Source organism: Paenisporosarcina sp. TG-14 (assembly GCF_000297555.1).
Classification (GTDB): domain Bacteria; phylum Bacillota; class Bacilli; order Bacillales_A; family Planococcaceae; genus Paenisporosarcina; species Paenisporosarcina antarctica.
Genome location: NZ_AMGD01000024.1, coordinates 15,648 through 41,819, shown reverse-complemented (window position 1 = coordinate 41,819; position 26,172 = coordinate 15,648). Strand labels below are relative to the sequence as shown.

The following is a 26,172-nucleotide window of genomic DNA, read 5'->3' as shown; positions in this document are numbered from 1 at the left end:
TGGTTAGCTTGATGACATTGGGCCTTAGCCTCCTCGACGAGGGGTCTTCAGCTCATGCTTTTCCCGCTTGAAAGATATTGGACGAACTGTAATTCGTCCAATATCTTTGCGACGAGTAACCGCAGGAGCACATGTTTTCTCGCCGCCTTCCACTTCAATCACTTGTATATATATTTTCTTTCATCTAAAAAGGATGAGGATCCTTTATCTGTTCAAAATCTAACAGAATGTGCCCCCGGCTTTTCAATCAAAACAAGCAATCCTTTTCTCAATTTGTCGAGGAAAAGATTGCTTGTTTTTGTTGTATTATAAGTTTACTAATAACAGGTAGTGTCCAATCCAGAATCTTTAAACATTAAACCATTTATGGTGATTACGATATCGTTGTACTAGAAAATAATATGCTACGCTTATCAATGAACTCGTCGTGTGATGTTAAAATAAGGAAAGTTGAATCATTAAGTGATAGTTTTACAGAAAGTCCTGAAATGGATTTCAAGAACCTTGATTAGCTGTCTTGAAAGTTAGCGGACAAAGTTAAGGGAAAAACGTTGCAAGCACGTGAGAGAGTGGGACTGGAGCCTGAACGGACTGAATTTGAAAAGACTCATAAAAAAGAAATTCAGCGTGAGCAGGATAATGAATTGAGCAGATAGAAAAAGAGCAGATTCCTCTTGGGAGGCTTAGATGAAGTGATTTACGGAACAGGCAATCAGTTGTCTAAACGCAACAATTGTTGCGAAATGGATTGAATGCGTATGAACAAATTACGTTTTCGGTCATCGATTACTTGCGTGGAAAATATAAGAAAAATACGAAAGACTAAACTAATTGTAAAGGCGCCAATGAAAGAGCTAGTTGTTGGTTTGAAATAAAGTCCCGATGTTTTAAAAAAAGTCACGAAGCTTGACCCCTTTGGATTTTTTATCTAAGGGAGGGGCTTTTTTTAAAAAAGGTAAGTTATTCGAGTCTGAAAAAGAAAATTATTATATAGTCTAAAAATTACCAAGAATACATCAGGTGGATATGAAAGTGTTTAACATTTTTTCTTTTTGCATTTTCTATTATCAGCGAATATTGCGATAAATGCACCGGACAAAACAGTCATCCATAAAATGAGATCCATTTTTTCACCTCCATTCGTTAGTTTAATTAGTATACGTCTTTTAAGAGTAAAGGATTCAAGATACAATACGACCAAAATAACAGATAAAATCTCGCATTTTGATCAATACTTGTTCAAAATACGAGGTTTGTTTTATACCTAGAAATTGAGGATTCTCGCTAAATTTCAATCAATCTTTTTTCAAAGGTTACACTAGTACGTCATCTTTTCCATTGGCGCTTTTCTCTTACCTTCTATAAAGAAAGTTGATGAGTGGCGGAGCTCGCTGACGCCATAGTCAGGACGGTAAAAGTGTCTTCAATATGGCAACTGAAATTTAACTTCAGCCGTGTTCTTCTATGTTCGAAGGCGAAAGATTCTTTTAGTTTCAGAATCCAGATAATGCTTTTGCATAGAGAAAGGGTGCAGGAAGAATAGTTGGAAGAACAAGTTGTTCAGCATCGGATCTTATTAGTTTTTTTTCTGCTGCAAAATTTAGTTGAGCCTCAAGAAGCCATATGTTTAATTCTTCATCTATTATTAGATCTATAGCTGTTTCTCCAACTTCATATCCGGATTTTTCGATTTCGATTATGGCCTTTTTAGATAACTTGAAGATTATTTTTTTTAACTGCTCAATTTTTTCGGAATCTATTTGAAAATAGTGTTGCAGGGCTTTTTCACCAGACATCATATTCTCTCTATTTATGAAATTTGAAATGATGCTACCTTCTTTAGCTATTTTGGATTCCATACCAGATAGAAACCATTTATTATTTTGATTTTTGTGTAAATAAATCCTAAAATCTATTTTTTTCCCTGCTATTATACTGGAAATTTCCTGTTGAATTAAATAGGAACCTTTAAGCTTTTTTTTCAGAACCCTATTCAATTGTTTTTTATTTTTAATAAGGATTGTATTGAAAGAACCATCCGTTAACTGATAACCTTCTGCATTCTTTTTCAAGTGGAAGATGCCTTTGCCTTGAGATTTATTATAAGGCTTTAAATAAATAGAGTTACAGCTTTCAACCATATTCAGCACGCTTTTAATATTTACATATTTCATGGTCTTAGGTATATGAGATTCTAAATCCGGGTGGGTTCTCAGTAGTGACCAGAATTTTAGTTTATTAATGTTATTGGGGTAATTAAAAATAGTAGTAAAGAGTTTAGCAGTTTTTTTTGATAATCGAATTCTATTATAAACAACATCTGGAAATGGGAAGAGACCTTTGATGAATTCATTGTTTTTTGGATCGAAGTAATACCCTTCGATTGTGTTATTTATTCTATTAATATTGTTGGGTCTAAACAAAAAAATTAGACCTCTAATTTCTTCATACTTTGCAAAACGCATGAGCATTTGTTGTGGATCTTTATAGAACTTTTCCTGAGGAATAAAACCTATAACTGGTCCCAAATATAAGTTGTTTTCTTGAAAGTAACAATCATAGGGCAGGTCAGGAATAATAATAGAGCCAAATGTATTTTGAGGAATTAATAATTGATAGTCTGGTAATCGATTATCAATTATCAAAAAGAGTTGTTTTGAAATCTGACCAAAGTGCAACACGATTCTGTTGGACTTGGTATTAATTTCTTGTAGAGTGAATTGATTTATATGAAGAAAATTTGGATTTAATTGAGTTGCTATCTTGATTAAAAACAGTTTAAACATCTCCTTTTAATTTTTTTGTAACGTTCCAAAGGAATTAGAGACCTTTAGATACAGCAAATTGTGCCAACATTAGAGTTGGGTCTAATTTGTTGATTTTTTCACTTAGTAAGGGAAATAAAAGAGGTAATTCACTGCAGCCACCTAAAATGTGGATTACACCTTTATTTGCATAATCATCTACCATTTTATTTAATTCCTTTAGATACGGGTTGGTCTTAATTAATCCTGCTTTTACCTTGCTTATAGCTTCATTCACCGTAATTTGTTCTGTAAGGCTAGGAACTATTAAAGTAACAGCGGATTCTTGAAATGCCTTTTGATATAACCTTGTATTAATAGTAGTGTGAGTGGCAAGTAGTAGAACTGTCGGATTATTTTCATTGATTTGGATTAATGTTTGGTCAACCGTATTATTAATCATGTTATAAAAAGGAATATTAATGGACTTAGTAATTTCCTGATACCAGATATGTGCAGTATTACACGGCATGATAATAAAATCCGCTCCTGCTTTTTGAAGCATTTGAGCACCTTTAATAAGCTCTGGTAAAGGAGATTCGCTTCCTGGATTTAAAGCATTAATGCGAGAAGGAATTTTGGGGTTGTTATTAATAATAATGTGAATATGATCTTGATCTGAAATCGCTGGTGTATTGGAAATAATTTTATTAAATAAATCAACTGTGGCTGATGGTCCCATCCCTCCAAGAATTCCAATTGTTTTAGACAGATTAATCTCCCTCCCATTTTTGATTTGTCCTACTCTACTAACCTCTATATCCTTTATAGTTTATTCACGAAAAAAAAATGTATATAGACGTATTACATAGACGGTTAACTAGAAAACTGTAACAGCGCAACTTAGTAGTAATTAGAATGCTGACAAGTGCTTATAATTTAGAATTAGGGTGGATTCTATTAATTACTTTCATGAGATTGCATCAAAAATAACTAGAGATAATCGTTTAGTTGAATCAATTTCATAAATGCCTTTTGATGAATGATATACGAATATTTGAAGTGTAATCCTTTGAATTTGTAAATAATTATTCCGGTTATTTGATTGGAGTGAAGGGTGGCGAGAAAAACATGTGCTCCTGCGGTTACTCGTCGGAAAGATATTGGACGAATGACAGTTCGTCCAATATCTTTCCGGCGGGAAAAGTGTGTCCAGGTGTGACCCCACATAGAGCATCGCGATCGAGGAGGCACACGGACCACCCGCGGAAAGCGACCACCCGTAACGGAAATCGACGAAATCTTTGTTCGGGTTTACTTCAGCGGCGTTTCTCTGTGTTCGAAGGTGGCGATGGTTTATTTGCCAAAACTGACAAAAAGGTTTCTTGATGAGCGGTCGATTTGAGGGCGATAATCCTTTACAATAGGAAGATATGGTTTGAACGGGTAAGGAGTGTGTAACGCAGTGAGTGTGGTTAAAAGTTCGGATGTAACGCGGTGTAATCTGTCCGTGAGCAGCCGGTTTAGAAGAAGTAAACCGAAAATGGCTGAAGAGATGACTAGCTTGTTAAATGCGTCTCCGATCCTTAATGTTCATATGGAACGCCTTTCAGATGGTCAAGTGAATCAAAAACGTGTGTCATTATATATAGAATCAGAAACAGTATCAGGGACCCCGGTAATGGAGTGCGAATGGATTGGTAATGGACTTGAGGTTGCTCATTTCTATGTGACTAAAAAGCGTTTGCAATTAGGCAATAATAGACATATGAAAGCGAAGATGGCGTTTGATCGAAAGGGTCTTGTATCAACAGAAATGACTCTTTCTCTATACAGAATCATTCAGGCTCTACCCATAGCTTCAGAACAATCGGAGTACGTAAAGAAACGGATTTCTAGCTGGGAATCTTATTTACGTGTGATGGAACGAAATGCAGATGTAGAGAGACTTGAAATCGGGATTCGTGGCGCTCGTATAAGTCTAGATTTTCGTAAAGTAACATTTGAGCTACAGAAGCTGCCTAACGGATTTGATAAATACTACCGAAAATCGGCAGTTAAATTGGTCGAGACGAACCAAAACCTCGGAAGTGTCGTACAAGTCCAAATGGGCAAACGAACAATCGATGTGGAACTTGGCAAAGATCTTCAAGAAAAGGCGAGAGAAGGAAAATGGAGAGTTCCCGTTAACGGAAAGCTCGCTTTTGATAATGTAGCAGAAATGGCGCAAATCAATCGCCTAAAGGATGGCTTTAAACGTCTAGAAAACGGTTGGGCTGTCAATCCAAACCTAGAAAAACTCTTATTTGAGAAACGTCCAACGGTGCGAAAAGGGAAAGTTCCGGAAGATTTAACCTTCAAACAAAACCTCAACGATTTCCAACGTCAAGCGGTAGAGGGTGCGATGGCGGCACAGGATTTATATGTCATCCAAGGGCCACCTGGAACAGGCAAGACCACGGTGATTTCTGAAATTTGTTATCAACATGCGAAAATGGGGTTAAAAACACTTGTTGCTTCACAATCCAATTTGGCTGTGGACAACGCACTCGGAAAATTGCTGACTGATCAGGAAATTCGTATTTTACGGATTGGGCGAACTGAAAGCATCGAAGAAGAAGGCCAACGTTTTGTCGAGGAACAAGTGGCATTGTACTGGAAACACCAGACGCTTTCGTCCATTCAAACTCATGTGAATCAGTTTGAAAAAAATGGTCCAGCTATTCAAATTGCCATTGAAAAAACACAAGGAACACTGGATACACTTTTGACTGAAAAAGCACATCTAGAGTTACAGCTGGAAGAGAAGCGGGAAGCTGAAGTTAAACTTGATCACCTGAAACGGGAAGTATCAGACCTTCATTCAACTGTGGCTGAGTCATACCGAAAAAAAGAGGCATTCGAGACTCAAGTGCTAACGTCGCGTGAGATTTTGAAAGAAGCGCAAAATCATTATAAAAACGCAAAAGAACAAGTGACTCTCTTTAATGGAACAGACAAGTTTTCGACTATGCAAGCCAAGATCCAATTGGAAATGAACGAAATTGAAAATCAATTGAAGTACTTAGATGCTGAGCTATCCCTAACGGATAAAAAAATTGATCGTCAAGTACTGGTTGGTAAACTTAAGGCTATTCATGTAAAAGAACTAGCGGTGCAGGTTGGAATGAGTGAAGTGACAACCGTCAAAAAACTTGCTGACTTAAAGGAACTGATGGGTGACGAATCGTGGACGTATTCGCATGGAGTACTGTCAGTAAAACGTCAATTGGAAAAACAGCAGTTCACTTATGAAAAATTGAATCAAACATTCAAAGGTTCGCCTGAAGTGGATGACACCCTAAACAAGGCAATTGACTATGCCGAGCAGAAACTGAATGCACAGCACTACAATATGAAAATGTTAGCGAAGAAAATTATGATGAATCCACTACTAGATAAGTCGGAAGTGACAGATTCTCATGTAAAGGAACTGGTCGACGAATTTCGTGATTATGTGAAAAAAATGTATGGTTTCCGTGAACCGTTGAATAAGACAGATAGGATGACACTCTCCACGTATTATGAAAACCTGATGATTGCCAAAAAATCGAGAGATGCCGTCAGTCGTAGTAAACGCGTAACCAATAGTGACAACGAGCAATTGAAGAAGGAAATATTGCAGACGTTTGAGCTGCTGAAAGAAGCAGTTGGACAAGCGATGGCTAAGCGCTTAAAAGAGCTGAGTGAAGAATTCACTTCAATGAAATCTCATGTAGAAAAAAAGGATAGCGAAATCTCTGAATGGGATATAGTCTTATCGGATTTACGCAAGAATTTTCACCATAAAGGAAGCTTTGGGACCGAAGTTGAGATGAAAAAGGAGTTTGCTGAAAAACAACGTTTGCTTGTGCAAATGGGAACTGAAGATGCCTTTGTTGACTCTCTGGTGCGTTCCATGAACTCGTATAACGAAAAAGTTTCAAAACAACAACAAGAGATTACTCAGTTTCAAGATAATATCGCACAATTGGAACAACAAATGGACGTTAAACTGGCTAATCAAGCTGTATTAAAAGAGCAAATGCCACAATTGGAAGTCATTTTGGCGCTTCAAGTTGAAGATGAACTGAAGAGAATTCATTTTACGTGCGAGGAAACGGTCTTGCAATTAGACGAGTTGCAACGTAAAGAAACATTCCTCTCAGTGTCCAATGATATTCGTTTGGAATGGAAGAGCATGTTAGAGGAATCAACTGCTTATGATTTAGATGAAATTAAAAAGTTATACATCCAGTATGCAAATGTGATTGGCGTAACTTGTTCGATTTCAGCAAGTAAAGATTTTGTGAACCAATATCCCGATTTTGACGTAGTTATTATTGATGAGGTTTCAAAAGCAACACCACCGGAACTACTACTGCCGATGTTAAAAGGAAAGAAAATCATTTTGGTAGGTGATCATCATCAACTTCCTCCTTTAGTGGGGCAGGACACGATGGATGAGACGCTGGAGGATATAAAAGATCCAACAGAGAAAGCCGAATTGAAATCGATTTTGAAGGAATCCATTTTTGAACGTTTATTTAAGGATTTACCTGAAGATAGCAAAACAACGCTTCGTATTCAATATCGAATGCATGAGCACATTATGGAAACCATCAATCCTTTTTACCGTGAGAAAAATTATGGTTTGGCCTGCGGTCTAGTTAATTCCAATAAGGAGCGGGATCACTTACTTGATGGCAAGTTATTCAAACGAGGTCAGCATATTCTCTGGTACGACATGCCCAATGAGCGAGGGTTCTTAGAGGAACGTGAGCAGCATAGCCGTAGCTATTACAATGCAGCTGAACTGAAGCAAATCCGAGAATTATTGCTAGATTTAAACGAGGCTACTGCATCAGCGAAACGGGAAGGTCGTTTGGATCATACTGTGAAGAAAAAGGTGGGTATTATCAGTTTTTACGGGGAGCAAGTGAAGAAAGTGAATCGCTTACTCAGTCAAGAGCTTGACCTTCCACATCTACATTGTAGAACTGGTACCGTGGACAAATTCCAGGGCATGGAGATGGACGTTATTATCCTGAGCTTTGTACGCAATCATCATCAACCTGATGGGAACATTGGTTTCTTGAAGGATTACCGACGATTGAACGTCGCGCTCTCTAGGGCACGTGAACTTCTAATGATTGTGGGCAGCGTGGACATGTTTACACAAAAAGCACATGGTGAGTCGCAAAAGGCTATGTTCCAACACGTATTAAAAGTAGTGAAGCAACATGAAGGACTGAAACAATTGGAAACTAGTGTAGGCAGGAAGTGATGGTTTGAGTAAAAATCTACAAGTAGAGACAGAAATATCGAAAATATCAGCCATGTTATTAGAGCAATCCCACTTGCGTTTGCTAGGTAGTGACAGCTGGACTTTTCCTCTTCAACTAGCGGACATTAAAATGAAAACGGTTGTTCGAAGTCAAATGGATGTACTGATGAAAATGATTCTGAAAATCTTGGACAGATTGGAAGTAAAGCAGGCAAATGAAATCAGCGAATTATTGGCGGTTGAAACCATTTTTGTTGAGCATATGCTAGAGTTAATGATGCAAAATAAGATGGTTGAAAAATTAGAGACCACCTATCAACTAACCACTAGTGGCTCGATGCATTTAACCAAAGGTACATTTGCGCATGATCCAATGGACGAGCATGTGGAAATTGCATTTAGCTCTTACCATAATGAGTCTTTGGAGCGAGATTATAGTCGCAATGTATTTGATGAGGACGGAAATATACCAGATTTTCGATTTGAAAATGAAACCGACTTGGTCGATGTCAAGAACCTGGATGAGTTACACATCAAACAGATGATAGAGGACTCGGGTTATGAATTTCTAGTAGAGAATGGTCAGAAACTGATTGAAGAAATTTGTTCGGTTGATCTGAAGAAGAGCTTACGTGTGGTGTGTCTCGAATTCCATTTGCATGACCGTACGGAGGACAGCGTTTTTATACGGGTTTGGAATACATGGACTGGGAAATTCGACACGCGATTTGAAGACGAACTAAATCAAAAGGAAGCTAGTAGATTGAGAAAGCTGTTCATCGATTAGCTGTGTGATTTTCAACGAACTTTCATCACAGGAAGATGCTCTGCGGAGCTTAATGACATCAGAAGCAAGTATAATTATTTAGGGCAGTGCCGTAGATATCGAAGATTTGTTCTTTTCTAAAATCACGAAGGGCTTTGTTTCACACCATTTCAGCAAATTCAGAGTCCATGATGCTTACTTCAGGTTGAGGTGGAGTATTAATTTTGATACTATTCTAAAAGACGATTTTCTACGAAAAGGGGTGTTGTTTAATGAAGAAATACTACCTCCTTCTAACAATAGCAGTATCGCTAATTTTCATAGGAGGATTTTTTTTAGTATCTATATTTACAAGTAACAATCAAAATCAACTCAAAGTAAAAGAAACGGCTAAATCAGAACAACCTATTAAAAAGGAAACAAAAGTATTAATAGGATATGTACAGGATTTTCGAGATCCGGCATCGATCGATTATTCGAAGTTAACACATATAATTTTTTCATTTGCCCATCCAGAAAAAGATGGAAGTCTTATTATGAATGGTGAGATGGCAATATCAAATCTTCGCAAACTGGTACAAAAAGCAAATCAAGAAGGTACAAAGGTGATGCTTGCTGTGGGTGGCGCGGACCACTTGAAAGGCGGAGAATCTTATGACTATTTTAAAGCTGCCATAGTAAATCCCACTTCTCGCAAGAAGCTTATTGACGAGCTTATTGAAATAGTGAATGAAGAGAATCTTAATGGGATTGATATTGATTTTGAGCACCCTCGTTCAAAAGAGGACGCACAATATCTAGCTGATTTTACAAAAATATTGGGCGAAAGGCTTCACTTAAATGACAAGGAGTTATCTATAGCCGTATATTCAAAGATTCATAGTCTAACAGGAACAGAAGTTCAATCAGTTGTTTATGATCCATCCATGTTTCATCATGTTGACCATGTTAATATTATGGCATATGACGGTCAGTGGGACGGGGGATATAATGCTGCAAATTTATCACCATATCCATTCACTGAGAATATCGTAAGCTATTGGTCTAATTTATTTGACAAACAAGGAATTTCAAAGGAAAAGTTAGTATTAGGAGTACCTTTTTATGCACAACCAGAAGACTCAACGAATAAGCAAGTATCTTATGATGCTATCATTAATCATGATCCTGCAAATGCTGAACGAGACAGAGTTAACTTGAATGGGACGACCTATCATTATAATGGAGAAAAGACAATTATAAAGAAAACCAAACTGGCTATTGCTAACGGATTTGGTGGGATGATGCTATGGGAGCTGGGACATGATGCTGAAGGGAAGCGTAGTTTAACAAGTGCTATTTTTGATGTTCAAAGGACAGGGAAATCAGAATAATCCTCCATACTTAAGTTATAAAAAATACACTTAGTGAGGAAATACGTCATAGTTTATTGTAATGAAGAAATGTCACCAATTAACTGCTGAGTGATGTTTCTATCTTCTTGAATTGCTATGTGATTTTCAACTAGATGATACTATATATTTGCTTCTTCTGTAGCCTTAAATTAGCTTGGATATGTCCCCTTTTCCAAAACAAGAGCAGAACTCTTAGTTCAGTTCTTCTCAAGTGGGTACAAGCGTTATTATTACGACAAAACATAGAAGCTAGGTTCGCAGATTCTTCCCCCGTTAGCTGTAGAATACTCGAAAAAAACATCAATTAAAGTGATTCCCCTCTTGTATTCTCGTTGCATAAAAATGCACTTACTCCGATAAACATCAAGGGTCCTGGAATATAAGCACTACAAAAGTAACGAAAAATTACCTCCTTTTTCTTTTTTCCACATAGTATAATACCATCTTTTGTAGAATTCAATAAACTCTTTAGTCTTTCTGTTAAAATAGATAAGTAATTGTGAATTTTTTTAAATAAGGAAAATAATTACTTTAATTTCAAATTACAGGGAGACTGAATATGGAAGAAAATTCGAAACATAAAAAACGCAAGAAACTAACTAGCTTCAACATTATAATTGGTATCATTTTATTTCTTATTATTGGTGTATGTCTATACGGATTTTCAGTTTACAAATCAGTAGCAAATACATTAAATAGTACACACGAACCGTTAAATAATGAAGTATCAAAAAATCGTGACCTAAAGATAGATTTCAGCAAGCAAGACTCTATTTCCATTTTATTACTAGGTATTGATGAACGTAAGTCTGACCGTGGACGTTCAGATTCACTCATTTTATTGACAGTGAACCCTAAAGATAAATCAGCTAAAATGGTTAGCATTCCGCGTGATACACGTACCGAGATTGCTGGTCAAGGAAAAGAAGATAAAATTAATCACGCCTATTCATTTGGTGGCGTTGACACGACCGTTGAAACAGTAGAAGATTTCTTAGATGTACCAATTGACTTCTATATTGAATTAAATATGGAAAGCTTTAAAGATATTATAAACGCACTAGGGGGAGTAAAAGTTAACAATGCACTTGATTTCACATATGAGGGTAAGCACTTTCCTAAAGGTCAGATACAAATAAAAGGTACAGATGCATTAAAATATTCACGTATGCGTTCTGAAGATCCACGCGGTGACTTAGGTCGTCAAGATCGACAACGCCTAATCATTCAAGCAGTTATTAACAAAGGAGCAAGCATAAAATCTCTAGCAAATTATAGTGATTTTTTAGATGTAATTGGTGAAAACGTGACAACAAACTTAACATTTAATGACATGAAAAACATTCAGGCTAACTACAAAGCAGCCCGTCATGATATACAACAAGTACAAATTGATGGTAAGGGAACAGAAATCAAGGGAGACTATTACTACATCGTACCTCAATCAGAGCGCACAGAACTTTCTACCATGTTGAAAGAACATTTAAATGTTAACTAAATAAAAGAATCTATAGGCAAATTTAAACCTATAGATTCTTTTATACGGTAGATGAAGGATATTATAGACGAAAGAAACATCCCTGTTTATTTTTCCTTATTAAGGAAATTTCAATTCAGAGGGTGTTTTATCCTTGTCTTACTATTTTAGGTAGCTAAAAATAGACCTTAGGACATCGGATAAAAATAATATAAAGCTGGTGGTTAAATGTTTAGAAAGATAACTAATTATATTTACAGTCGAAGGAAGAATAAAAAAACTAACTTATACATAGATGACAGTGCTAATTTTATTTTTGAAAAAGATTCAAAAAAAAGATGGAGAGTATTAATAAGTATTTTTTCACTATTAATCATTTGTGGTCTCGTAATAACATTTTTATTAGGTTTAAGTGTATACGTTAATCCAATGTTACCTCAATGGAAAACAACGGAAGTCAATGAATTTTCAGATATTAGTCAATCTGAAAAAAGAAGTGTAGTTAATTCCGAAGCTTTAAAAACTACTTCAAATGAAAAATTTCTAAAAAATAACGTAATTACTAACGATGATTTTTATGCTTTTTATGTAGATTGGGATATGAATAGTGAACGTTCATTACGGCGTAATATTGACCAAATAGACGTTCTTATTCCGCAATGGTTTAACTTGAATTCTAAGTTAGGCTTAGAAAGCGATATTCAAAAGGATATAGGCGATCTAGCAAAAAAGAATAATATTAAGGTTCTTCCTTTAATTAACAATACAGTTGATGGTGAGTGGAATCAAGAAATCATTCATAAATTATTGAATTCGCCTAAAGAACAGTCAAAACTAATAAAAGATCTCCATACACAAATTAAACAGCATGGCTATCATGGAATTAACATTGACTTTGAAAATATAAATAAAAGTGATAGAGACAAGCTAACAAACTTCATGAAGAAGCTTTATAGCACTTTTCATGCATCTGGTCTTTTAGTAACGATAGATGTACCTCCGGATAATCAGGCATTTGATTATAATAATCTTGAAAAGTATTCTGATCGTATGATTTTAATGTTGTATGATGAGAACTTCATAAATCCAGGTCCTATTGCTTCATCATCATGGTATGCAGAAAGTCTATCAAAAGCATCTAAGGAGAAACTTATCGTCAGTCTAGGAAGTTATGGATACGATTGGGATTGGGAAAACAAGGAAGGTGGAAAAGCAGTATCCTTTGAAGAGATTATGAGAATCGCAGAAAAAGCAAATCTAAAGGTAGAGTGGGATGATATGAGCAAAAATCCTTATATTAAATATAAGGAGAAAAATAAATCTCATGAACTGTGGTTTTTAGACAGTGCTACATTCTACAATCAATGGAAAATGGCTATTTCAAGTGGAGCTAAAGGTGTTGCATTATGGAGATTAGGTACTGAGGATCCATCTATCTGGGATATAGTGAAAGGTCATGAAACCAATAAATTACTTGCTGTAAAGAATGGATATACTACCTATTATTATGGAGAAGGAAGTATTTTTCGTACTAAAACAGATCAGCAAGAGGGAGAACGTAGCCTTGAGTTTGATAAATCTGGTTTAATTTCCGGAGAATCATATATTTCTATTCCGAAAGAATCTGAGATTGAACGTTTAAGCAAGATCTCAAAAAAAAATAAAGAGATCGTCTTAACATTTGATGACGGACCTGATCCTATATACACAAATGATGTTTTGGAAATTTTGAAAGAACATCAAATAAGTGCAACGTTCTTTATGCTTGGTAAAAATGCGCAGGATCATCAAAGTATGGTTAAGGAAATTTATAGTGAGGGTCATGAAATTGGCAATCATACATATTCCCATCCAAGTAATATTAATAAAGTATCTTATAATCAATTAAAACTGGAATTAAATACTACTCAGCGCATCATTCAAGGTATTACTGGACGTTCACCCTTATTGTACCGAACTCCCTATGGAGATGACCAGAATACATATAATGGGGATAATAAGAATACCTATGATAAATCCCATTTTCAAAGAATGATGGAGATAACCCAAATGGGATATATCACTGTGGATTACGATATTGACTCGAAGGATTGGGAGACAGACAATAGTAAAGAAATTGTAGATAATGTTATAAAAAACGCTTCTAACGGTGATATTATTTTACTTCATGATGGTGGTGGAGACAGGACAGCCACAGTTCAAGCACTACCTGAAATTATTGAAAAATTACAAAGTAAAGGTTTTACATTTGTAACAGTTAGTGAACTGATGGATACAAAAAGAGATAGCATGATGCCTACTGTTGCAAAGGTAGAAGATCCTTTGATGCAGAGTATCAAAGTTGCTTTAGTCAGTGTAGCAAGTTTTAACAATATTATTTTAATTTTAATTTTTAGTGCGTTATTTATTTTCATTGTTCGTCTTCCTATACTTTTTTACTTAGCATTTAAACATAAAAAACGTACTCAAATGTCGAGTGTAGGACATTCATTCAATCCACTTGTTAGTGTAGTAATCTCCGCCTACAATGAAGAGAAGGTCATAAAGAGAACTATAGATTCAGTTTTAAAAAGCAATTATGTAAATTTTGAAGTAATTGTTGTAGACGATGGTTCTAAAGATCAAACCTCATTGATTGTATCTGAGAATTTTGCTAATAGTGAAAAGGTTCATCTTATAAATAAGATGAACGGAGGAAAAGCCTCAGCGATTAATATGGGAATCAAAAAGGCAAATGGTGATATTATTATCGCTGTTGATGCAGATACCATTATTTCACCTGAATCTATTTCATTTCTTGTTCGTCATTTTATAGATGAAAAAGTTGCTGCCGTATCTGGAAATATTAGAGTTGGAAACATGCATAATTTATTAACGGTTTGGCAGCATGTTGAGTATGTAACAGGTTTTAATTTAGAAAAACGTGCTTTTGCTTTGCTTAATTGCGTTACGGTTGTTCCAGGAGCAATCGGAGCTTGGCGTAAACAAGTTATTGAAGAGCTTGGATATTTCACATCTGACACATTGGCAGAAGATACAGACATGTCTTTAAGAATACTATGCAAGGGATATAAAATTACCATTGAAGAACAGGCATATGCTTATACGGAGGTGCCAGAAAACAGTAAAGATTTTATTAAACAACGCTATAGATGGAACTTTGGAACGTTACAATGTTTTTGGAAGCATAAAAAAGCCTTTTGTGGAATCAAACAAAAATCATTAGGTTTTGTTGCGCTCCCTAATATGTTGCTATTTCAATTTGTATTCCCTTTGTTTGCACCATTTATAGACATTGTATTTGTTTTGGGAATGTTATCTGGGAATATAAAAAAATCATTATTTTTTTATTCTTGTTACCTTCTAACTGATTTTCTTATTTGTTTATTCGCATTCAGGTTAGAGAAGTTAAGTCTTAAACCACTAATTCTTTTGTTCTTGCAAAGAATTTTCTACCGTTACTTGTTATTATGGGTTTCTTGGAAATCTATGTTAGCTGCTATGAAAGGTACACGAGTGGGTTGGAATAAATTAAAACGCTCTGGTAATTTAGTTAGAAAGGTAGTTAAAAGGTAGGATAATTAAAATTAAATATCCATCGTTTCAAAACGTATAAAAGAAACTCAATTCACACTTGGTTAACAATAATGTAAGGACTGTTATCTTTACTGGTAACAGTCCTTTCTTACTACTACTTATTTTTGCTAGCTAAATCGGTTAGTTGAAATGTATAAAGTCGGCTGAAATTGCATCTTCAGCCGACGTTTTTGTGAGGTAAGTGGGAAGTTGCAAGAATATCGTCAGGAATACAAAAAATGAGTTGTGATCATGTTCAAATCACAGCTCATTTCTTATTTCTATAGGTTATGGTGTGGCAACTATACCTTTAGTCAATATCTATACTGCTTTTCTCGTTTTTTACACGATATGCTACATCTGGTCTGTCTGTGAAAATTCCATTTACACCGAATTTCTTAAGACTGCGCATCAATTCTTCATCATTGACGGTGTAAGGGTGAACAAGCAAGCGTGCGCGGTGCATCGAATCAATAAATTTTCGATTTACTGCTTCTACATTTACGCCGACTCCCGATGCATACTTAGTCAGTTCTCGAAGTTCTTTTTTTGAAAGCTTCGCTTCTTTGCTAAACTTATATAGTTGAATTAATGGAATGGAAGGCTCTAAAGCAAACATTTCCTTCAGACTGGGAGCGTCAAAGGATTGAATGATCACTTTAGGAGTGGCATCATCCCTATTAAGAAGGTGATGTTCCCTTAGCTGTAGCAACAGCTCTTCCTCAATACCGGGATATTCTTCAGGTGATTTCATTTCAATGTAGTAATTAATGCTGTCACCGAAGTGAAACAAAATTTCCGACAAATCAACAACTCGTAAATCTTCTAAATTGGGTAACGTGTACGCTAGATGATTTTTATGAAACTCTTTGCCAGGGAAAAGAAGTTGAATTTCATCAAACGTGACATCAGCTACTGCTTGCTGTGCATTGTGAAGCGTGACAACTGAATCATGTAAGGCCACAAGTTTTCCATCCTTCGTCATGTGCAAATCAATTTCTATGTAATCCGCTCCCATGTTTACGGCCATCTCATAAGCAGCAAGTGTATGACCTGTTGTATAGGCTGATGCGCCGCGATGGGCGATAATGAGAAAATCATAATTCGGTAAAGAAGGACGTTCAATAGGTGGTTGTTGCTGTGGTTGTTGTTGTTGTGTACATCCATACATAATCAGAAGGATTGATAGGAACATCAGTTTCTTCATGTTATTCATCCTCCAAAGTGTGGGTTGTTAATGAACCTTAATCACAATATTGTATTGGAGTGCAAAGGGAGTGAATTTAAAAGGAGCAGAGTTAAATATTGTATTGGAATTATATGATTTACAACTTGAAGTTATTTCTGATACACGCAAAAGGCGGCTGAATTGAATCTTCAGCCGCCTCATTTTATACATGTACCCGATAGTCATTTGTCTAATCAACTTGGTAATTCTCCATAAATACTACTTCACAAGTCCTATTTCATTTGGAGGCCAAAAAACAACACTGGTTTTGCCTATCATTTTATCCATTGAAATCAACCCAATAATGCGGCTGTCTTTACTATTTCTCCGATTATCCCCCATAACAAACACGTAGCCTTCAGGAATGATTGTCTCTTCAGTAAGTTCTTCAAGTGTGAAATCTTCTGTTAAAGTACCTTCACCTTCGCTGAGATCTTCTTTATTAGATTTTAAGTAAAGTTCATCCAGCGGTTCTCCATTTATATATAACTGATCGTTTTTATAGGCGACATGATCGCCTGGCAATCCAATTATTCGTTTAATGTAATCTTTATTTTCAGGTGCGTGAAATACAACGATATCATAGCGATCTGGTTCACCTATGTCGTAGCCAATTTTATTAACAATCATCCGGTCACCATCTTTAAGAGTAGGCATCATTGATTCGCCATCTACTACGATAGGTGTAAATAAAAAATAACGAATTAGCCCGGCAAGCGCAAATGCAACGAGTAATGCTTTTGTCCATTCCCAAAACTCGTTTTTCTCTTTTTTAGTTTGTTCCATTTTGTTTGCCCCCAAAGCTATACTTTTATTTGTTTAGTTTATTGAGCATGACGTGGTAGCGCGAGTCAGAGGCAGGTTTATGTTTGGCAATGTAAGTTTCCAGCTGCTGGATAAGTTGGTTACGTTTACGTTCAATAAGAATGATTTTTTCTTTCATGAGTTGACGTTTGGGTGTTAGTACTTCGGCGGTTGGATCAAGTTTTTCAATCATTTCATATTCGGAAACTTGGCTCATCAGCCGGCCGTGTTTCGTGTTGTAATGTTCAATAGAGCGGTCGAGTTTTTGTCGATTTTTTGCTTCAATTATTTTTGAAAAGAAGGACATGGCGCGTCACCTTTCGTGTTAGTTAAATTTTGGTTGGGACGATTTTAATTAGTGGTCAGTGTGTCATTCTATGTGCAAAAACCTATGCATCAGATTTTTTCGCTTTCTTCCATTGGGAGTAAATATCATATGATGCTAAAAGTAAAGCCATCCAAAGAAAAACATTAGTAAATGCAATCCCAACTGTTGATTTCCCTCCTAGGAAAGTTAACAATACCATTAAGAAAAGGAGATATATAGTGGAAAGTAGCATCCACTTGAATATTTCTAAACTAGAAGGATTTATATAGCGTCTAAATAAAATACTGAAGACAAATAGAACAATAAGAAGAATGAGAAAACCTTTTGGAATTGTACGAGCAAGTGGAAGGTTTGGAAAGTAATCAAAAATCAACAACAGTGAAATAGATATCAAAGCAATAATGTCCAAAAGTTTTAATAATTTCATAGTATTGCATCTCCTGTGGAATTATATTTTCCTTTTTAAATAAAGCTGAATTAGATCAATATCCCCGTCAGTAATATGTTCTAGATTTTCGATTGAATGTAGGATTTCTAACAGTTGTTTATCATGGGATAATGTAGTTTTTTGCCCGAAATAACTCGAAATTGCACTTGTTAATGTACCTATAACGCCTATGCCAATAAACATTAAAAAAACAGCTAGGATACGTCCTATTGGTGTTGTAGGTGAAATATCTCCATATCCAACGGTAGTGGTTGTGACAATAGCCTACCAGAGAGCATCAGAAAAAGTATTGATTGATGGTTCGACTAAAATAATTGGGATAGGAACGATAAATAACAATCCCACTGTCACGGTCAAAAGTTTGTCTAACCCATTAGTTTTTAGAATACTATTGATGGGTTTTAAGTAATGTGAGGCAATTCCAATCAAGCGAATAACACGAAAAACACGAATGAATCGTGCTATGCGAAAAATTGAATCAAATGGAATGATGGCAACAAGTTCAAACGGATGTTGCTTTACATATTGCCATTTCTTTTTCGATAGAAAGAAACGAGTACTATAATCAACTACGAAGACCACCCAAATAATCCAATCATAAATAATAAATCGACTATTTTCTGAAAGGCCAAAGAATATAGAAATAAGAACAAGAACCAGCATAAATACTTCATAAATAATGATGATTTTCTTCATGTGCATAACCACCTAGACGGATATGATTACAGTTTACATTTATTATACAGGTAAATAATACTTTTTTTGCCAAATGAAATATTTAAAATCACTTTATTTTTGAGCTTGGAAATCGGGTTGTAGCTTAATTTGATAACTGGTAAGCGGAAGTTGGTTGAACTATTATATATATCCGAAATTTATCTTTGTGTCGTTAAAAAATAGATTCAAAAAAATTAATTTGTCCTAGTCTCTGTCTGTGATGTTACTTAGACTATCTGGTTTTTATTCCTAAGTGTTAATAGAAAGAAGTAGTAATAAATAAAAATAAACCACTGTTATCAGAAAGTTATGATTTATACTAGTTGACAGGGGGGGCTGCAAATGAAAACTAATGTCAACATACAAAAGACAGAGAGTCTAGCACGAAATATGATTTTGTTCATCTCTATTTTAGGCATCTTGGTTTTTATGAAATTTGGTTTAATGGAATTGACTGTCCTCAATGAACCTCTTATTTTCGGATTTTTAATACTATTCCTTTTTATTGTAGAGTTATATCCGATGCCTGTTTGGCGCGGTTTTACCACGATAAGCTTTCCCCTCGTTTACACCATATACATAATGCATGGATTGGGATATAGCATAGTGGCCTATGCACTTATTGTTTGTACGATAAATTTGTTAAAACGACGCCCGTTAAGAATTGTTTTTTTCAATCCAGCTCAGCTTATCATTAGCTTCGTTAGTGCGCATTTAATTGCTATATCTGTTCTTCCATTGGTACCCCTAGACAATTATTCCTTGCTGATCCAAGGGATTATTCAATTTATCTTAATAATTTTACCTTTTTATGTAATCAATAATTTAATTGTCGACTTTATTTTAACCGTTAGGCCCCAGCCTTATTTGTATAAAGTCTGGAAACAAAAGTCTTTGCAGGAATTAAATAGTTTCTTCATTTCCTTTGTGTATCTCGTCCTTTTTTATGTATTAGGAAGCCAGAATAGAGGAGATATTGATGTTATTTCCTTTTTCTTCTTTTTTTCACCACTAGTGGCATTGGCCTTACTAAGTTCTATCATTGTTCGATTGAAAAAAGAAAAGGCAAGGCTAAAAGCTCTTTTTAATATATCGACAGAGCTAAATAAAAAGATTGCAACAGAAGAGTGGCTCAGCTTTCTAGAGAACAATTTACAGCAGTTTATCGATGTTGACGCATGTGCTTTATGGATTAAGAAAAACAATACCTGGCAATTGAAATTTGCATCAGGACTGTCGAAAAATCATCAAGAAAAACTAGAAGAAGCAAAAGCCGCATTTGATAACATTAGGCAGCTAACGATCTTTCATGATGCAAAAAAAGATGGTGGGCCTGCCTCAGGAATTTTTGATAAAGAATTTCGCACCTTCTTATATGCCCCTTTATTAATTGATGAAGAGGTAGTTGGTCTATTTATTTTTGGACGCAGTAGAACTAAAAGTTTTAATGAAGAAGATATTCAACCTGCAGCGACTATTGCTAATCAATTGGCTGTGTTAATTAAAACGAAGATGCTAATAACACAACAGGAGAAAACGATTATTCTAGAAGAAAGAAACCGGATTGCTAGGGAGATTCATGACGGAGTGGCACAAACACTTGCAGGTGCAGTCATGAAGTTGGAAACAGCCGAACGAAAATTCAGTAAAATGCCAAATGACTCGCTTCGTCTTGTTCGAGAAAGTAAAGAGAAATTACGGCAAAGTTTGAAAGAAGTAAGGGAATCCATTTATGCTCTTCGTCCTTATCCAACAGAAAGAGTAGGCTTGCAAGCTGCCATTTCTTCGCGAATTACGGTAATACAAAAAGAACATTCAATTAAAATTGAACTGGAGATACGAGGTAGAGAATTTGCTCTAAGCTCAATGGCGGAGAAAATTATTTTCGACATTTTTCAGGAAAGCTTCCAAAATGCGGTCAAACATTCACAAGCTAATAAGATTGTTGTTCTTTTAAGCTATCAAAAAGAGCATGCGTTATTAAAAGTGAAGGATGACGGTATAGGCTTTTCTCTATATAATGCAATGCTTAAAGCACGTAAAGAGCCACATTTCGGTATTCTTCATATGAATGAAGCTGCAGAGAAAATTAGTGCTTCACTGCAGGTAGAAAGCAGGGAGGGTACTGGAACAGAAATTGTTCTGAGCGTGCCGAAGATGGGAATTGAAGGGGGAAACTTGGATGATTAAACTCATGTTGGTCGATGATCATGCCGTACTACGCGACGGTTTAAAAAATATATTGGATATGGAAACGGATATTGAGGTGATCGGTGAAGCTGTTTCAGGAAATGACGCTCTTGAAAAAGTTGGAGTCCTTTTACCAGATGTGATTTTAATGGACATTAATATTCCAGATAAAAACGGGATTGAAGTCACCGGTATTATAAAAAATGACTATCCAGATATTAAAATTTTGATGTTAACGATGTATGACCATGATGAATACTTTATGTCAGCAATCCGCGCGGGAGCTGATGGTTACTTGCTTAAAGATGCACCTTCTCAGCATGTGGTTGATGCGATACGTTCCGTGTCGAAGGGACAGTCGGTCATTCAATCATCCATGACAAAAAAGTTTCTTAGCTTTAATCAGCCTGAGCCGGTCCAGAGCAAAGAAGATACGCTTACGGTAAGGGAAAAGGAAGTACTGCTTTGTCTAGTTCAAGGCATGAACAACAAGGAGATTGCTCAAGCTCTTTTTATAAGTGATAAGACAGTAAAAATCCATGTCAGTAAAATCTTCAAAAAACTAGATGTAAAGAGCCGAACACAAGTAGTGATTTATGCCGTGCAAAACCAGCTCGTTCCGTTGTCGTAATACTTTAGTAGTAGCAAAAATAGTACCTTTGCTAGTTTAAGATACAGCCTCTGTAGAATAGGACTTTTTATGAATGGATGCCATACTGGTATTAAAGAATGAATATTCAGAGAAAGAGGAGATTTTATGAAGGTTTTATCTGCATTAATGACACTAAGTCTAATTTTCGGTTCATTTGTAGTAGCGCCGTTTGAGACTGTAAGTGCTGTTACCACTTCGCCAGCGGTTGTGGATCCTAAATTGACTGAGCTTCTCGATACTACAGTTGCTGCACAGGAGGTCATTGTTACCTTTAAGAAAGACAGTGAATCACAAGCGGAAATTTTAAATATCTTGAAGGATGTCGGTATTTCTGCAGGCATAGTATTGAAGGAACTGCCGATTGCTGGAGTCATAGCAACAAAAACACAGGTAGAAACACTTGCTACTAATGAACATGTTTTCTCTATTTATGAAAACAAGGAATTACAGTATGAAAATAAAGAGGCAACTGAATTGACGGGTGTCGACCAACTTCGTGCCGATGAACATGTACGAAATGCAAATGGTGATTTGCCTGTAACAGGTAAAGGAATTGGTGTTGTCATTAATGACAGTGGAGTTGATGCCACACATAAAGATCTTGAATTTGGTTCTCATGTCGTTCAAAATGTTCTTGGTGGTGCGAACTTACACGCACAAAGTGAGCTTCTTCCGATTACTTATGTAGAAAATGTACCAAACACAGATACAAGCTCAGGGCATGGGACGCATGTTGCAGGAATTGTAGGAGCTACAGGAACGATGTCAGATGGAGAATATGAAGGTGTTGCACCTGGAGCACAATTGGTTGGATACGGCTCGGGCACAGCAGTAGCGATTCTAGATACGTTAGGAGCGTTTGACTATGCTCTGACTCATCAAGCTCAGTACAATATTCGGGTTATCACGAATTCATGGGGAGATACAAGTGATTCAGGCACTGATTTTGATCCATACAATCCGATAAATGTAGCTACAAAAACACTTTATGACCGTAATATTATTACAGTTTTCTCTGCAGGTAATTCTGGCCCAGGAGATTCAACAATTTCTGGGAACTATAAAAAAGCGCCATGGGTTATTACAGTTGCTGCTGGAACGAAACAAGGTCAGCTAGCTAATTTTTCATCTCGTGGGGTGAAGGATAAAGGTGGAACCGTTATAGTAGATGGTGAGACATGGAACTGGGAGGACCGTCCGACTGTCACTGCTCCTGGACAGGACATTGTTTCCACACGAGTCATTTCACCGTTACCCTTATTAGGATCACCGGATGACATTGCAAATATTCCACCTGAATACATTCCTTTTTACACAACAATGAGTGGAACTTCTATGGCAGCACCACATGTAGCGGGCATCGTCGCTCTTCTATTAGAAGCGAATCCACAGCTTACACCACTTGAAGTAAAACAACTGATTGAACAGACGGCTACTGACATGCCAGATTATGAAACATGGGAAACAGGATCTGGTTACGTTAATGCCTATGCAGCTGTTGAGGGCGCAATTAATATGAATCAGTCCATTAATGCAAATGCAAAAGTGAAAAAGAGTAAATAAGCTAATCACTAAACTAAATATTATCAATGAAATCCTCCGCAGGCTTATGCGGAGGATTTTTTTAGCGGTATAAGAAAGCGAAAATAACACTGAATCGGTCGCTTTATTACTTAATTTAATGGATCTGCTATATTGCTATGAAGAATTTCTCCATTGTAACGTGTCTCGCATCGTCAAAAGCTATTGGTCTAGTGTCGAGCGATAGCTCAGTTGTAATTATTGGCGGTGACGTAGTGATCATGGAAGGAAACGTTGTAAAATCGCGATCCATATTGTAATAGTTAAATTTAGGAATTTAATTAACAGGTTATTCCCTTTCCGTTTAGAAACTCTACTACTTTTGTACGACATAAAGATAGTACATTTACCGAGATAATTTACGTCCTTTGCTGAATAGTAATAGTGATGTAATTTTCAGATAATAAGAGTACGAAGAAAATATGAAAGGAAGTTTTATTATGAAAAGAATAATTTATAGTTTCATATGCATAATGATGTTTACAGCTGTTCTGTTTAACGGTACTCAGCCAAGCTATGTAAAGGCAGCATCTACAGTGAAGATCGACAGTAAGCTGTCGGAAGTTCTAGAAACAGCAACTGATCCTATACAAGTTATTGTTACTTTTGAAGGGAATGGCGCACCAACAAGTGAACAGCTAAACCTTTTAAAAGGGCATGACATTTCAACTGGGGTAACAATGAAGTCCTTGCCAATAGCGGGTGTCTTGGCTACGAAGGAACAAATTAATAAGTTAGCGACGGAAGATGGAGTTAAATCTCTCTACCTAAATAGTCAATTAAACTACTTTAATTACGACGCAAATCAATTAACTGGTGTAGACAAGGCTCGCACCGATGATGAGATGAAAAAGGCAAATGGAGGATTTCCAGTAAGTGGAAAAGGAGTGGGTGTTGTTGTCAATGACAGTGGTGTTGACGGAACACATAAAGATCATGAACTTGGAAAAAATCTTGTGCAAAATGTTATGGGAAGCACAAACTTAAATAGCTTTGCACCAGAGCTATTACCTATTACTTACACAGAAAATGTGCCAAATACTGATACGAATTCTGGGCATGGTACGCATGTAGCTGGGACAGTCGGCGGGACAGGTGCAAGCTCAGGCGGGAAATATGAAGGAGCGGCTCCAGGGGCTGATCTAGTTGGATATGGATCTGGTGCAGCATTGTTTGTCTTAGATGGAATTGGTGGATTTGATTACGCAATCACTCATCAAACACAATACAACATACGTGTAATCACCAACTCATGGGGGTCTTCGGAAGATTTCGATCCTAATCATCCAATCAACGTTGCAAGTAAGGCAGCTTACGACCGTGGTATAACAGTTTTATTTGCCGCAGGTAACGAAGGACCAGGGGAAGATACGCATAATCCTTATGCAAAAGCGCCATGGGTCATCTCAGTTGCAGCGGGTGAAAAAGACGGTAAGCTAGCTGGTTTCTCTTCAAGAGGAACGAAAGACGTTGGAGGAACATTTGAATTGGACGGCAAGACGTGGACTTGGGAAGACCGACCAGCATTAACTGCACCTGGCGTTGATATTATTTCAACTCGTGTCATTGCCCCGGTTTCATCATTAGGAGCAACAGCAGATGTTGAAATGATTGAACCAGCTTTTTTACCTTTTTATACGACGATGAGCGGAACGTCGATGGCGACGCCTCATGTGGCTGGAGTCGTGGCTTTACTGCTTGAAGCTCAACCAAATCTATCACCAGACGAAATTAAGCAAGTGTTGCAAGAAACAGCAACGAACATGCCTGGCTATGAAACATGGGAAGCGGGAACAGGTTATCTGAATGCCTATGCGGCACTTGATAGCGTCATGTTCGGAAATTTATATGGAAGTACGCTCAATAACAATCAAGAATTTAATAGCAATGTAGATACAACTAACGAAAAAACGTCTTTTGAGGTAGCTTACAATCCTGCTACATTAGATTCAAATAGCTCTACTTTTCAAGTTGAAGAAGGAATCGCTCAACTAACTGCGAAGGTTAATGGCAAAGGGGTTCTAGAGGAAACTGGAAATCCAATTAATTTAGTCTTAATCGCTCCAGATGGCACTGAGTACAGCTCAGGAGTGAGCCTGTTGTTCCCACTTAATACAGATCGGACGGTTTCGGTTAACTCACCGAAATCGGGTGAATGGAAATCTGAAATCCGTGGATTAAGAGGAGACGAAGCTAATCCAGTTGGAATTGCCCTTCCTGAGACCGTAAAAGGGTCACTCACTTTATCAAAAGTGAGTGGTTTTACCGGCTTATCTGATATTGAAGGACACGCTGCAGGCTCAGCGATAAAAATGGCTGTAAACGAAAGGTTAATAGATGGATATGCAGATGGATCATTTAAACCGAACCAAAATCTCGTGCGTAACGAATTGGCACGCTCGCTTGTTATGGGGACTGGTATTCGCCAAAGCCAAGCAGCAGCTCCTAAAGATGTGAAGAGCTCTGATGTCCCATTTATTCAAGCTGTAGTTTCAAAAGGCGCATCAATACGTGATATCGGTTATAGCAAGAACGGGGTAATGCAACTTAACTCAACTGGTCAATTCAATCCGAGTGGAGAAGTTAACAGAACTGAACTTGCATACTCACTCGTTCAAGCTTTGGGCTTGGAAAAAGAAGCACGTGAGCATACCGGTGAAGTAACAGTACTTTATAATGATGAAAGAATTACCATCAATGATAGCGGAACAATTTCACAAGCAATGAAAGGTTATGTACAAGTTGCTTTAAACTTAAATATCTTGAATGCTACCTTTAATGTGGAACAAGGTCCATATGATTTAGAGCCAACAATCCAAGCAATATTTAAACCTGAAACTAATGTAACAAGAGGAGATTATGCTGTCGCAGCCAGCCGATACTATGAAGCCTGGTTTGCACATTGATAAGGGTTTTTCACACCCTGTAGTCTAACCCAATTTCCTTACATTGTTAAAACGCC

The 26,172-nt window shown here is 36.7% G+C and carries 17 protein-coding genes; 9 read left to right on the top strand and 8 right to left on the bottom strand.

Translation table 11 applies throughout. From position 1 onward, the window contains the following. Positions 1-1,493: 1,493 nt before the first annotated feature. Both C406_RS0109070 and C406_RS0109065 read right to left on the bottom strand, forming a co-directional pair. Positions 1,494-2,786: a YheC/YheD family protein gene (locus C406_RS0109070; protein WP_017380294.1), complete on the bottom strand. Its 1,293-nt coding sequence runs from the start codon at positions 2,784-2,786 to the stop codon at positions 1,494-1,496. A 34-nt stretch (positions 2,787-2,820) separates the two neighbouring features. Further along, positions 2,821-3,498, bottom strand: coding sequence for an aspartate/glutamate racemase family protein (locus C406_RS0109065; protein ID WP_272943001.1), 678 nt, complete (start codon positions 3,496-3,498; stop codon positions 2,821-2,823). A 789-nt stretch (positions 3,499-4,287) separates the two neighbouring features. On the opposite strand from C406_RS0109065, the gene C406_RS0109060 reads away from it, so the two are divergent. From C406_RS0109060 to C406_RS19430, 5 genes are all read left to right on the top strand, one after another. Continuing rightward, entirely contained in the window at positions 4,288-8,049 is a 3,762-nt protein-coding gene (locus tag C406_RS0109060) for an AAA domain-containing protein (RefSeq protein WP_017380292.1), read from the top strand. Positions 8,050-8,053: 4 nt separating this feature from the next. Further along, positions 8,054-8,836: a hypothetical protein gene (locus C406_RS0109055; RefSeq protein WP_017380291.1), complete on the top strand. Its 783-nt coding sequence runs from the start codon at positions 8,054-8,056 to the stop codon at positions 8,834-8,836. A 251-nt stretch (positions 8,837-9,087) separates the two neighbouring features. Further along, entirely contained in the window at positions 9,088-10,188 is a 1,101-nt protein-coding gene (locus C406_RS0109050) for a glycoside hydrolase family 18 protein (RefSeq protein WP_017380290.1), read from the top strand. Between the two features lie 580 nt (positions 10,189-10,768). Beyond that, complete coding sequence (gene tagU, locus C406_RS0109040) at positions 10,769-11,707, top strand: polyisoprenyl-teichoic acid--peptidoglycan teichoic acid transferase TagU (RefSeq protein ID WP_017380288.1); 939 nt, start codon at positions 10,769-10,771, stop codon at positions 11,705-11,707. Between the two features lie 207 nt (positions 11,708-11,914). After that, positions 11,915-15,262 carry a glycosyltransferase gene (locus C406_RS19430; protein ID WP_017380287.1) on the top strand — a complete coding sequence of 1,116 codons (3,348 nt, stop codon included), beginning with the start codon at positions 11,915-11,917 and terminating at the stop codon, positions 15,260-15,262. 310 nt (positions 15,263-15,572) lie between these two features. Here the strand turns inward: C406_RS19430 and C406_RS0109030 are convergent, their stop codons facing one another. From C406_RS0109030 to C406_RS21025, 6 genes are all read right to left on the bottom strand, one after another. Continuing rightward, positions 15,573-16,469 carry a glycerophosphodiester phosphodiesterase family protein gene (locus C406_RS0109030; RefSeq protein WP_017380286.1) on the bottom strand — a complete coding sequence of 299 codons (897 nt, stop codon included), beginning with the start codon at positions 16,467-16,469 and terminating at the stop codon, positions 15,573-15,575. Between the two features lie 240 nt (positions 16,470-16,709). After that, entirely contained in the window at positions 16,710-17,276 is a 567-nt protein-coding gene (gene lepB / locus C406_RS0109020; protein WP_017380284.1) for a signal peptidase I, read from the bottom strand. Between the two features lie 25 nt (positions 17,277-17,301). Further along, positions 17,302-17,601, bottom strand: a complete 300-nt coding sequence (locus tag C406_RS0109015; RefSeq protein ID WP_017380283.1) for a hypothetical protein — start codon at positions 17,599-17,601, stop codon at positions 17,302-17,304. An 82-nt stretch (positions 17,602-17,683) separates the two neighbouring features. After that, a complete protein-coding gene (locus C406_RS0109010; RefSeq protein ID WP_017380282.1) occupies positions 17,684-18,049 on the bottom strand; it encodes a hypothetical protein in 366 nt (121 codons plus the stop codon). A 21-nt stretch (positions 18,050-18,070) separates the two neighbouring features. Beyond that, positions 18,071-18,331 carry a potassium channel family protein gene (locus tag C406_RS21030; RefSeq protein ID WP_272943000.1) on the bottom strand — a complete coding sequence of 87 codons (261 nt, stop codon included), beginning with the start codon at positions 18,329-18,331 and terminating at the stop codon, positions 18,071-18,073. A 3-nt stretch (positions 18,332-18,334) separates the two neighbouring features. After that, positions 18,335-18,766 (bottom strand): hypothetical protein, encoded by a 432-nt coding sequence (locus tag C406_RS21025; RefSeq protein WP_017380280.1) that lies wholly within the window; start codon positions 18,764-18,766, stop codon positions 18,335-18,337. Positions 18,767-19,129: 363 nt separating this feature from the next. Between C406_RS21025 and C406_RS0109000 the strand changes: the two genes are divergently transcribed. The 4 genes from C406_RS0109000 to C406_RS0108985 all read left to right on the top strand — a co-directional run bounded on the left by C406_RS0109000 (position 19,130) and on the right by C406_RS0108985 (position 26,116). Then, positions 19,130-20,977: a GAF domain-containing sensor histidine kinase gene (locus C406_RS0109000; protein ID WP_017380279.1), complete on the top strand. Its 1,848-nt coding sequence runs from the start codon at positions 19,130-19,132 to the stop codon at positions 20,975-20,977. After that, on the top strand, positions 20,970-21,608 hold the full coding sequence (locus C406_RS0108995) for a response regulator (RefSeq protein ID WP_017380278.1): 639 nt from the start codon (positions 20,970-20,972) through the stop codon (positions 21,606-21,608). Before C406_RS0109000 ends, C406_RS0108995 begins: the two co-directional genes overlap by 8 nt. A 126-nt stretch (positions 21,609-21,734) precedes the next feature. Next, complete coding sequence (locus C406_RS0108990; protein ID WP_017380277.1) at positions 21,735-23,192, top strand: S8 family serine peptidase; 1,458 nt, start codon at positions 21,735-21,737, stop codon at positions 23,190-23,192. 458 nt (positions 23,193-23,650) lie between these two features. Next, positions 23,651-26,116, top strand: a complete 2,466-nt coding sequence (locus C406_RS0108985; protein WP_017380276.1) for a S8 family serine peptidase — start codon at positions 23,651-23,653, stop codon at positions 26,114-26,116. Positions 26,117-26,172 lie beyond the last annotated feature (56 nt).

Coding starts and splice junctions, on each gene's coding strand:
- tagU (WP_017380288.1), top strand. CDS start 10,769: ATGGAAGAAAATTCGAAACATAAAAAACGCAAGAAACTAACTAGCTTC.
- C406_RS0109015 (WP_017380283.1), bottom strand. CDS start 17,601: ATGTCCTTCTTTTCAAAAATAATTGAAGCAAAAAATCGACAAAAACTC.
- C406_RS0109030 (WP_017380286.1), bottom strand. CDS start 16,469: ATGAAGAAACTGATGTTCCTATCAATCCTTCTGATTATGTATGGATGT.
- C406_RS0109070 (WP_017380294.1), bottom strand. CDS start 2,786: ATGTTTAAACTGTTTTTAATCAAGATAGCAACTCAATTAAATCCAAAT.
- C406_RS0108995 (WP_017380278.1), top strand. CDS start 20,970: ATGATTAAACTCATGTTGGTCGATGATCATGCCGTACTACGCGACGGT.
- C406_RS0109000 (WP_017380279.1), top strand. CDS start 19,130: ATGAAAACTAATGTCAACATACAAAAGACAGAGAGTCTAGCACGAAAT.
- C406_RS0109060 (WP_017380292.1), top strand. CDS start 4,288: ATGGCTGAAGAGATGACTAGCTTGTTAAATGCGTCTCCGATCCTTAAT.
- C406_RS0108990 (WP_017380277.1), top strand. CDS start 21,735: ATGAAGGTTTTATCTGCATTAATGACACTAAGTCTAATTTTCGGTTCA.
- C406_RS0109050 (WP_017380290.1), top strand. CDS start 9,088: ATGAAGAAATACTACCTCCTTCTAACAATAGCAGTATCGCTAATTTTC.
- C406_RS0108985 (WP_017380276.1), top strand. CDS start 23,651: ATGAAAAGAATAATTTATAGTTTCATATGCATAATGATGTTTACAGCT.
- lepB (WP_017380284.1), bottom strand. CDS start 17,276: ATGGAACAAACTAAAAAAGAGAAAAACGAGTTTTGGGAATGGACAAAA.
- C406_RS19430 (WP_017380287.1), top strand. CDS start 11,915: ATGTTTAGAAAGATAACTAATTATATTTACAGTCGAAGGAAGAATAAA.
- C406_RS0109010 (WP_017380282.1), bottom strand. CDS start 18,049: ATGAAATTATTAAAACTTTTGGACATTATTGCTTTGATATCTATTTCA.
- C406_RS21025 (WP_017380280.1), bottom strand. CDS start 18,766: ATGAAGAAAATCATCATTATTTATGAAGTATTTATGCTGGTTCTTGTT.